The 9,752-nt window shown below is 61.2% G+C and carries 12 protein-coding genes and 1 tRNA gene; 12 read left to right on the top strand and 1 reads right to left on the bottom strand.

Annotated features, from left to right (window positions below; genetic code table 11):
• The 5 genes from FWD29_09110 to FWD29_09090 form a co-directional block, all read left to right on the top strand.
• On the top strand, window positions 1–388 hold a 388-nt coding region (locus FWD29_09110), incomplete at its 5' end, for a hypothetical protein (protein ID MCL2804088.1).
• 182 nt (window positions 389–570) lie between these two features.
• Window positions 571–1,194, top strand: coding sequence for a CDP-alcohol phosphatidyltransferase family protein (locus FWD29_09105; protein ID MCL2804087.1), 624 nt, complete (start codon window positions 571–573; stop codon window positions 1,192–1,194).
• Window position 1,195: 1 nt separating this feature from the next.
• Complete coding sequence (locus tag FWD29_09100) at window positions 1,196–2,080, top strand: phosphatidate cytidylyltransferase (GenBank protein ID MCL2804086.1); 885 nt, start codon at window positions 1,196–1,198, stop codon at window positions 2,078–2,080.
• Window positions 2,077–3,297 (top strand): 1-acyl-sn-glycerol-3-phosphate acyltransferase, encoded by a 1,221-nt coding sequence (locus tag FWD29_09095; GenBank protein MCL2804085.1) that lies wholly within the window; start codon window positions 2,077–2,079, stop codon window positions 3,295–3,297. Before FWD29_09100 ends, FWD29_09095 begins: the two co-directional genes overlap by 4 nt.
• 135 nt (window positions 3,298–3,432) lie before the next feature.
• Window positions 3,433–3,505: transfer RNA gene (locus FWD29_09090), tRNA-Ala, on the top strand.
• Between the two features lie 40 nt (window positions 3,506–3,545).
• Here the strand turns inward: FWD29_09090 and FWD29_09085 are convergent.
• Complete coding sequence (locus FWD29_09085) at window positions 3,546–4,208, bottom strand: hypothetical protein (protein ID MCL2804084.1); 663 nt, start codon at window positions 4,206–4,208, stop codon at window positions 3,546–3,548.
• A 501-nt stretch (window positions 4,209–4,709) separates the two neighbouring features.
• Here FWD29_09085 and FWD29_09080 point away from each other — a divergent pair.
• The 7 genes from FWD29_09080 (at window position 4,710) to FWD29_09050 (ending at window position 9,508) form a co-directional block, all read left to right on the top strand.
• The gene (locus FWD29_09080) at window positions 4,710–5,075 is read left to right on the top strand and encodes a helix-turn-helix domain-containing protein (GenBank protein MCL2804083.1); all 366 of its coding nucleotides are present in this window, start codon (window positions 4,710–4,712) and stop codon (window positions 5,073–5,075) included.
• A 4-nt stretch (window positions 5,076–5,079) separates the two neighbouring features.
• A complete protein-coding gene (locus FWD29_09075; protein MCL2804082.1) occupies window positions 5,080–5,736 on the top strand; it encodes a hypothetical protein in 657 nt (218 codons plus the stop codon).
• Between the two features lie 414 nt (window positions 5,737–6,150).
• A complete protein-coding gene (locus FWD29_09070; GenBank protein ID MCL2804081.1) occupies window positions 6,151–6,732 on the top strand; it encodes a MarR family transcriptional regulator in 582 nt (193 codons plus the stop codon).
• Window positions 6,733–7,242: 510 nt separating this feature from the next.
• A complete protein-coding gene (locus FWD29_09065; GenBank protein ID MCL2804080.1) occupies window positions 7,243–7,491 on the top strand; it encodes a type II toxin-antitoxin system prevent-host-death family antitoxin in 249 nt (82 codons plus the stop codon).
• Window positions 7,492–7,508: 17 nt separating this feature from the next.
• Window positions 7,509–7,934 (top strand): PIN domain-containing protein, encoded by a 426-nt coding sequence (locus tag FWD29_09060; GenBank protein ID MCL2804079.1) that lies wholly within the window; start codon window positions 7,509–7,511, stop codon window positions 7,932–7,934.
• A gap of 337 nt (window positions 7,935–8,271) precedes the next feature.
• On the top strand, window positions 8,272–8,619 hold the full coding sequence (locus FWD29_09055) for a hypothetical protein (protein ID MCL2804078.1): 348 nt from the start codon (window positions 8,272–8,274) through the stop codon (window positions 8,617–8,619).
• 433 nt (window positions 8,620–9,052) lie between these two features.
• Window positions 9,053–9,508, top strand: coding sequence for a hypothetical protein (locus tag FWD29_09050; GenBank protein ID MCL2804077.1), 456 nt, complete (start codon window positions 9,053–9,055; stop codon window positions 9,506–9,508).
• Window positions 9,509–9,752 lie beyond the last annotated feature (244 nt).

The following is a 9,752-nucleotide window of genomic DNA, read 5'->3' as shown; positions in this document are numbered from 1 at the left end:
TTTCGACTCAGAACATGTTTTCCACCACCGCGCCCGGCAGTGGTTCGACCAGGTCATCGATTCGGGATGGGCGTCTTGTCCCATTACCCAAGCCGGTTTTGTCCGCGTCATTTCAAGCCCGCGCTACCCGGCCGGCGTCACCACCACCCAGGCCATTCACCTGATCACCGAGGCCACCGCCAGCCCGCATCATCAGTTCTGGCCGGCAGACCTGCCTGCCACGGCCCTAACCCTCGACCCGGGCCGGGTGCTGGGTCCGGCTCAAGTGACCGACGCTTACCTACTGGCCTTGGCGGTGGCCAACGATGGCCGGTTTGTCACCTTCGACCAGCGGATTGTCCTGGCGGCGGTGCCTCGGGCTGGTCCTGCTAACTTGCTGGTGCTCTAGGGGGCTGAGGCCACCCGGCAGGTGGCCACTGTTGCGGCCGGTGGCGCCACCGGCCGGACCGGAAAACCTGCTGACGCTTTAGCGGCCGTCTGGCGGGTTTGGCCTAGCTGGGCACGAATCTGGCCGCGGTCATATCGGCGCTGGAAACCGGGTTTTGGGCGGCGGCGGATATGCTTGCGCCCATGTCTCAGGCCGGACCCCGCGGGCTCTACGCGCTGAAGGGCTGGTACACCAGGCGGCTATCGGCGCCGGCGCGTTGGGCGGTCAAGCGGCAGGTCTCGCCCGATGTTTTCACATCGCTCGGAGTGCTGTTTGGGCTGGTCGCCGCCGTGGCCATCGCGCTGGGTTGGTGGCCGGTGGCCTTGATAGCCCTGGCCGGCCGCCTGGCCGGAGCCAACCTCGATGGGGCAGTGGCCCGGGCCCGGAAGGTGTCGCGGCCGTGGGGTTTTGCGCTGAACGAACTGGGGGATAGGGTCTCGGATTTGCTGATGGTGGCTGGCCTGGCAGTGTTGGCGGGGCGCGAGCCGTCTACACTGCTGGCTTTTGGGCCGATGTCGTCCCTCACCTGGGTATTGGTGGCGGGCTTGGCAGCGACCTGGCCCACCTTCGCCTCGCTGGCCGTGGCCGGAGGCGGAGGACCCAGAGCTAACGGTGGGCCATTGGGCAAAACCGAGCGCTGCGCTTTGGCTGTGCTTGGCACCGCGGTGCCGGCCTGGCTGCCGGTGTTGGCGGCGTTGGTGATAGTTGGATCGCTGGTCACGGCGGTGACGAGGCTAGCGGCCGGGCGCCGGGCTCTGGGTGGCTGATATGCCAGCCTTCAATCGAGAGATCTTCGCCGTTCACTTCGCGATTGGCCCTTGGCATCTGGACCTCGAAGGCCGGGCCGTGTTCTTGATGTTGATGGCCTTGGCCGTTTTGGTCGTGGCCGCTTTGCCGGTCTTCCTTTCGGGCAAGTCCGAGCTGCGCCGTCGCTGGACCACTTGGGCGCTGATCCTGCCCGTCATTGGAGTGCCGATGTGGATGGGCCCAGGCCCAACGGCCGCCTTAGCCGCGCTCCTAGCGCTGCAAGCGGTGCGCGAATACGTCGGCTTGGTCAATTTGCCGCTGCCGGAAGAGACCATTTTGATGCTGACCGCCGTGGCCTACCCATTGGCTGCCTGGCTCAGGCCGTCCTACCTGGGACTGGTGCCATTGGTGGCACTGCTTGGCGCGGCGCCGGCGGTGTTGAGCGGGGCCGTGACCGATGGTCTGCGCCGGGCCGCTCTGACAGCCTTTGGCACGATCTGGCTGAGCTGGTCGTTGGCCAATTTGGTGATACTTGGACGAAACGCCTTTTTAGTCTGCTTTGCGGCGGCCGCCACCGATGTGGCAGCCTGGTGCGGTGGCACAGGACTGCGGCGTTTTGGCTGGGCGCGGCGAGCCATTTCGCCACTTTCACCTAACAAGAGTGTTGGCGGTTTGGTTGGGGCAGCGCTTGGTGGCATGGCAGTCTTGGCCGTGCTGGGAGAATTCTCACCTGGCCTGGTGATCGCGGTCGTGATTGGCGCTATAGGAGGGGACCTGGTGGAATCGATGGTCAAACGTCAAGCCGGTGCCAAAGATGCCGGTACCTGGCTGCCCGGCTTTGGCGGTCTACTTGACCGGGTCGACTCGCTGCTGCTGATCCTGCCGCTGGCGGCGGTGCTGGCATGACCACTAAGCGCCGGGTAGGACTGCCACCGGGCTTCAACCTAGCCGGCTGGATCCGGCGTGGGGTTTGGCGCAACGCCTTCCACCTGGTGGGCGGCTTTCGTGTAACCGGTTCGGCCCCCTACGAGGCAATGGTGGTGGTGGCCAACCACTCCTCTCACACCGACACCCCGGCTTTGCTGGCAGCGATCCCGGCACAGTACAAACCGGTCGTGGTGGCGGCCGGGGACTATTGGTTTGACAAAAAGTGGAAGGCTTTCGCCCTGAAGTTGGCGATCGGTGCGGTGCCGGTCAGGCGCCACGGCGGTCATGGTTACGAAACCCTGGTCGAAGGCGCCCGCCAAGTGCTTGGCTCTGGTTCTTCCCTGTTGGTTTTCCCCGAAGGCGGCCGCAGCACCGATGGACAGATTGGCCAGTTCCACACCGGTCCGCTGCATTTGGCCAAGGAATTCGACGTGCCAGTGCTGCCGGTGGCGGTGGTTGGGACGTCAAGGCTGCTGCCAAAGCACGGGCCGTTCAGGCCGGGGCCAGTGGAGGTGCGGGTGGGCGAAGCGATCCAACCTGAGGACCTTGACGCCAATGACACTGAGCTGCTGCGCCGGCAAATCATGGCGATGCTAGATCAAGGCCCAGCCCGCCCGGCCACATCTCGCGCCTGGTTGAGGCTGAAGCAGTTGATGGACTCTAAGGCTGGACTGCTCGGTGCGGCGGCCTGGGGTTTTGCCGAGGCGACCTCTTCGCCGCTGACCCAGGAGGTCTATCTGGCCACCGTCGCGCTGGCCAGTCCCCGCCAGATGCCCAAGGCGATTGTCTGCCTGACAGCCGGATCAGCCGCCGGGGCACTGGTTAACGCCCTGTTGACGCGGGCCGGACATAGGCCGCCAACCTTGTTGGTAACCAACTGGATGCGTCAGACGGCTGGGGAACACCTGGCCGGCGGTGTGCGCGGCCTGTGGCGGCAGGTTGCCAACGGCATCCCGGTCAAGGTTTACGCCGCCAAAGCTGGGGACATGGGTGTGCCTTTGGGGCGGTTTGTCTTGGCAGTGGCGGCTACCCGCGCTACCCGGGCGGCCGGCATCGGCGGCTTGGCTGCGCTGGCGGCCTCCCGCACCAAGCCGATCCTGCGCCGTGCCTACGGGCCCTACCTGGGCGTCTTTGCTGTCAATTACTCACTTGGCCTCTGGCTGGTGTGGCGCCGCTGGAAGAAGTCCAAACCTTAGTTGCCGGGGCGTGGCCGGAGCTCGCCGGCCTGTGGCCGTCTTAGCTGACGCGCCTTCGACTCCTGCCGCGCGGCGGCGCTGGCTTTCGCAAACGCACGGTAGTCGCACGCGGTGGACTATACTGATCTGGCTCAAGGGGCATTGGCGCAGTTGGTAGCGCGCTTCCATGGCATGGAAGAGGTCAGGAGTTCGAATCTCCTATGCTCCACGCCTTCTGGATGGAATACCGGTGCGATCAGGGCAAACACTCAGTCTTCGGTCTTGTGGCTCAATTGGCTGCTGTCAGCTACGGGGTCCACAACATTCTGAGAGTAGCACCAGAACTGTTCCTCGTCCCAGCGATCGAAATGATAAGTAAAACCCGGGGCTACCACTTCGGCCGAACTAAAGAGATAGTATTCGACGTCTAGATCACTGAGCATTTCTCCGAGCCAGTCAAGCCATTGGTTCTCCGCTCCACTGAATTCGGGACCGATATCAGCTAACGATTCGGCTTCACCAAAGATCAGATACAAGGCGATTTCTTCAAGAACTGTGTGCGCCTCCAAGTGGCCAAATCGGAACCGGCGGCGCAGTAGCTTGACCGCAGATCTCAGCTTGTAGGTGAACTCGTAGTCGTAGCGGTGAAGGAACTGCCGAGGCAAGGAGTCACCAAACCAGGAACATGGGAGTTCACCAAGGTGGGTCCCACGCGCACTCCGTGCCAGTTCGGTGAGATCCTGTTTCAGGTTGTCGAGCACAATGTCACTGCCAACCGCAAACGTGGCGGCGCAAAGGGTGCCGTAGAGGTCAGCTAGCCCCTGCGACCATGCCTGATGCCGGTTGTCGACGACAAATGGGTTTTCGCTTTTGGAGCCGTCTTCTGAAGAACAAATCACGGCGAAGCTGGTCCACCGAAGTGCCCGGCACACTCCTCGTTCCTTGTCCTGCCTGATGGATGCGCCGGACTCGTAGCGTCCCCAAGTCTTTGCTCCGACGCCCGCTTTGCCCGCCGCCTCCTCAATACTCAATCCCAACTCGATTCGCCGATCGCGGATCGCATTCCCCAGTTCGGAGCTCCCAGTTCGTGTGCGAGGTGGCATGCGGCCTCCCTTTACTATCCGGATAGTACCGTGTATGTACCATATCACCTCTCGGCCGAAACCTGGCCACTGGCACCAGCCACTCGTCAACCTATTTGCATCGATGCGGCAAGCGCGGGAACATGTCCGATGCCGCAGGGCGCTGCCAAACGCTGATTCAGCGATAGATCGACGCTCACGTCCCGATGTGGTTGATCACATCGGCGGACGCAGGAATAGGTCCCCACCATGCGGCAAAGACACTACTGCCAGAGAAGTGAGCGGATGGTCTGGTAGCGCACTGTGCGCAATTAGAGCAACTAACTGCGCACAGTGCGCTACCATGGGAGTATGAATCAAACACTTGTGCTCGACCCGGAGGAGGTTCGGGCACATCCAGTAGTTGCTGATCCTGCCCATCCAAAGTGGGCCGAACAGCTTCTTACTGTTGTCCGGGAGGCTGCTGAACACGGTCAGGCGATCAGCGTGAGTACGCGCGTCAAGACCCTGACTCCAGCGGAAATTGCTGAGCGGCTAGGAGTGTCTCGAACCACGATCTCGCGCCGGATCGCCAGCGGGCAGATCAAGGCTTTGAGAGTCGGCAACCGGCATCGCGTCCCGGTAGCAGAATATGATCGGTTCCGTCGGGAGTTGATGAACTCAGTGGCTGAGCACTACGCGGCTGACTTGGAAGTGGACCTATTTGGTGGCATCTGAGTCCGTGCGGGTGTTTGTCGACGCCAATGTGCTGGCCAGGCCAGTCACAAGAACCCTGCTGATCGCCGGTGCGCCCGAGAGCAGCTTCATTGTGGTGTGGAGCCAGCACGTCGAACAGGAAGCAGACCGACATCTGGCGCCGCGGATGACGCCGGTATCTGATTTGCGAACACGTTTTGGTTGGGGTCTTGGCCCTACTGGGCAGATCAGAGGGCGATTCGATCACACTGACCCGAAGGATCGGCAGGTTCTCGCTGATGCGGAAGCGGTACGGGCCCAATTCATTGTGGCCGACGACGTTGGTGACTTCGCCAATTGCGATCTGGAAAGGCTATCGATGTCGGCGGTGGCACCCGACCTGTTCATGTCTGCACTACTCACATGGGCGGGGTACTCCGAAGCACTCGACGTGATAGTTGTTGGACGTAAAGTCCCTCCGAAGACCCGCCGTGACGTACACGCGGCGATTGGGCGCCAACATCCGCAGCTTTTCGCCGTGCATGCTGATCGTGTTCCTGGCATTGCACCACTACCGTCGCCAAATAGTCATCCCAAGATCGAGTTCCGTGGCGTCAGGTGCGTCAAGTGCCAGAAAGCCTTCCCCGGCAGCATGGCTTTCACCAACCTTGGCCTGTGTCGATCCTGCTCAACAGGCGATTGACCGCTTGGGGGGCTACCGAGTCTTTGTCCAGATTGTGGCGCGGTGCACCCCGCAGTGCATGGCCAAAGTTGTGGCGCTGGCTCCGCGGCATACGCGGTTCGAATTGCGTCTACTTCCTTCGCAGTGAGCGGGGTTTGAGTCCATCTCCTTGGTTCAGCTGAGACGCCGATTCTCGGGCTTGCTACCTTGCCGTCATCGCCCAAACCCTCAGAAACCCCCTGTTCCATTGCCAAAACCAGCTTCTCGACGGCACGTCGCCGGTTCGGGTAGCGCACACTTGAGCCCACACGATTGGGCGAGTGGTGGTTTGGCGCGTTGGAGGGTGTCGCCGCCATCGGGCGGGTTTTCTTCTCCCGGCTTCGCCACTGCTGGGCTGCTTGACATACTCGCATTCCGCATAGAACAATGCATTGTGTGAGTACTCCAAGGCCAAGTTTGGCCCCGATCTTCCGCAGCGAGGTGCAGCTGGGAGTGCTTGGTGCCACTTACCTCGAGCCGGAACGGCGCTTCGCAATTAGGGAGCTGATTGAGCGCACCGGCAAACCTCAGCCGACTGTCGCTCGCGAGGTTGAAAGGCTGACAGAAGCCGGTCTCATCGAATCTGAACTTAAGAGCGGCCGACGCTCGGTCTGGGCGGTGACGACCTCGCCGATCTTTACTGACCTAAGGTCGCTGCTGGCCAAGACTATTGGGCCAAAAGCGAAGATCGAAGACCAACTGGTCGGCATAAAAGGAATTGACTACGCCGCCATCTACGGCTCATGGGCGGCACGTTTCTACGGTGAGCCCGGCCCCCAGCCGAACGACATCGACGTTCTTGTTGTTGGGTCTCCAGATGTGGCCAGAGTCCGCGCAGCTGTTGACGGTGCGGCCAGGTCTTGCGGGCGAGACGTCAGTGTCTCCGTGCTCAGCCCGGAGGAATGGACTGAAGCCGGAACCGGCTTTGTCCGCAACGTGAAGGATGGCCCTTTGGTTGAACTGGACCTGGGCGCATGACCCTTCCAGCCGCCGTGACACAATTGCTAGCGGCGCGCTTCCATGGCGTGAAAGAGGTCAGGAGTTCGAGTTTCCTATGCTCCACAGTTGTCGTATCTCAAGCCTATTTGGCCTAAGAGCAGCTAGACCGAGCAGCTTGCATGTCTTGCCAGGTGTTGCTAGCCATTCCTCGAATGGCGACGATTGGGGATTCTTGCGCTGGCTTAGGAACCAGACCCACGGCGAGTTTGTGATCATCGGGAGAGTGCCAGAGAGCCGCACTGACGACCGAGGCCGAAGCCGTCTGTACCTTGCGAAACTGCGTGGCGAGCGCGCTATTGCTGATTCAAGAATGACCCCAAGGAGATACCCGACCCGTGAGGAATACATCTCCATGTTAGAAGGAGCCAAGAAAACGAAGTACTCGAGTTCGTGTGCGTGTCTGCTCGTGGGCCACCACCAGGCCGCACCTTGGCAAGAGACGCAGCATCAGATATTGTGTACACAAATGTACACAAGGAGGGGTTGGCGATGAGCTTGAGCGTTGGTGTTCGGGAGTTCCGGCAGGACTTGGCGGACTACATTGACCAAACCGAGCCGGTGACGGTGACTCGTCATGGGCGGACGGTTGGCCTGTTTGTCCCAGTTCGCCGTGATCGACAGGCAGAGATTGCGGCCTTCGCCGAGGCAGCAGGCAAAGCAAGTGAGTTGTTGGCCGAACTGGGCATGACTGAGGACGCGGTCGTGGAAGAATTCGACGCGTTACGTGGGGTCAAGTGAGAAACAGCGCGAGAGTTGTGACATCGCGGCGGATCATACTTGACGCGAACATTCTTGTCCGTGCGGTGCTTGGCGCCCGCGTCGCAGACATCATTCAGCGACATGGCGATGCCGCAACGTTCTTTGCTCCCGAGCTTGCGTTCGTTGAGGCCGCTCGACACTTACCGACCATTGTCGGGAAGCGAGGATTTGACCCGGCTCCATTACTTGATTCGCTCGGCCAGCTCCGTGAGGTTGTCGACGTGGTGCCGTCGGATGTCACTGAGCCACTGAAAGAGGCTTCGCTGATCCGCATTGGAGCGCGTGACCCAATGGACTGGCCGATTGTCGCAGCCGCATTGGCGCTTGGTTGCCCTATTTGGACTGAAGACAAGGATTTCTTCGGCTCTGGGATCGCGACATGGACTTCCGATCGGGTTGAGATCTACCTTGGCGGCAGTTGAGCACACCACACGCCTCGGTATCACTGCCCAGGTAAGTGAAAAGGTTTCGCACCCTCTGGACGACACATGGTCAAGTTATGAGGCGACATTGCGCAGCCCAACGCCAGCCACATCACCCCTATGGCGTCCTCTACCTCGACAGTGACCGTGACCCAGCCATGACCAACAATGCCGCTCTGGTCCTCATGGCGTAGGCGGGGGATGATGGCCGAGAATCACTATGCTCACCATCCGCTGCTTGTTCCAAGGAGATGCCGCAAGTGACATGTCGATGAGGTCACAACGGCCATCGGCTCCGTAGGCTGGAACTGGACTGTCTTGAGGAAGGAGTGTCACCGTGTTCTACGAGGTGTGTATCTATGAAGCCAGGGTTGATCGGCAGGACGAGATTGAAGCCCTCATGAGGGAAGTCGCTGAGTTTTATCGGAGCCAACCGGGCGTGATTGATGTCAAGTACATCAAGCGGACTCATCGTCAAGGCAGTTTCCAGGCGGTCAAGGAAGGTGAGCTACCCATTCGGTTGACCCGCAACGTGGGCAAGGTCACCTACGCGCTGTTCTGGACGCTTGAGAGCCCGGAGGCACACGCAGCCCTGTGCAAACCAGCACTAGAGAAGTTCTACAAGCGCTGGAATCGTTGCCTGACGACAATGCCGAAGATCATCCTCGGTGAAGAAGTCGCCTAGGCGAACGCGGACAGGTCCCACGTTGCTTCGACTCTCTTTGAAGACCTCCATCACCTTGATGCAGTGCCCCGGCGAAGGAATTTGGAGACGGCAGAAGGGTCCGCGCCCTACCGTTTGCCGATGCAGCTAGACCGCATAACTTGCATGTCTTGCTAGATGTTGCTAGCCTTCCTCGCATGGCGACGATGACGGTCACTGAACTTAACAAGAACATTTCTGCGGCGCTTCGGATCGCAGACCGAGAGGACCTCGTCATCGAACGGGGAGGAAGGCCGACCTACAAGGTCACCCGCATCCCCCAGGATGATCCCCTGGAGCGGGCTGTGGCGGCAGGCTGGGCACAGCGCGTCACCCCGACCCCCATTCCCTTGGTACCCAGGCGCGTCGAAGGCATCTCATCGCTCGATGCCCTTGCCCGGGCTCGGAACCGCCGATGAAAGCCGTCGCCAGCGTAAAGGTGATCGACACGTCCGTTGTCTTGGCCGCGAGCCTCGACGGCTCGAATGCGGCCGCCCAGTTCGTTGAGTCGTGCACCACCGCCGGCGCCACAATTGCGGCGTCGCGTTTCATGCCGCTCGAGGCCACCCACGTCGTCAAGAATCTCGGTGCCGCAGTCAACGACCTCGACCAGTATTTCTCTCACGTGTCGTTGTGGCTGTCCGTCGACGACGCCTTGATGATCGAAGCCGCACGTTTGTCAGGGCCAGTCCGAGGCGCTGATGCGATACATGTCGCCGCGACGCTGCGCATCGCGGGTCCAACCGTCGAGTTCTTCACCCATGACCGGCAGCAGGCTGCAGCCGCAGAGGCCGAAGGGCTAGCGGTGTTCGACCCGGTGACCGACGACCCGAACGGCGTGCCGGCTCCAAACCCACCCGGGCGGCCCTGATCCGCCCTCGCCAGCGGGCGCGGTATTTCGCTGGGCCCAGGCCAGCGCGAGTTCGCGCTGGTTGGCGGCGCAGTCGGCCAAGTAGAGGTTGACCAGGCTTTGATACGGGATGCCCGTGGGCTTGATTAGTCGCTTGAAGCGGTCGATTGCGTCGACGTCGAGTCGCATCGTGACCTGTTTCTTCGGCCGTTGGCTATGGGGGTTTCGCCGGGCCTGGGTGAATGCTCCTTTTGCCACTCGTCAA

The organism is Micrococcales bacterium, from assembly GCA_009784895.1.
GTDB lineage: Bacteria > Actinomycetota > Actinomycetes > Actinomycetales > WQXJ01 > WQXJ01.
This window is presented reverse-complemented; position numbering and strand designations above follow the sequence as displayed.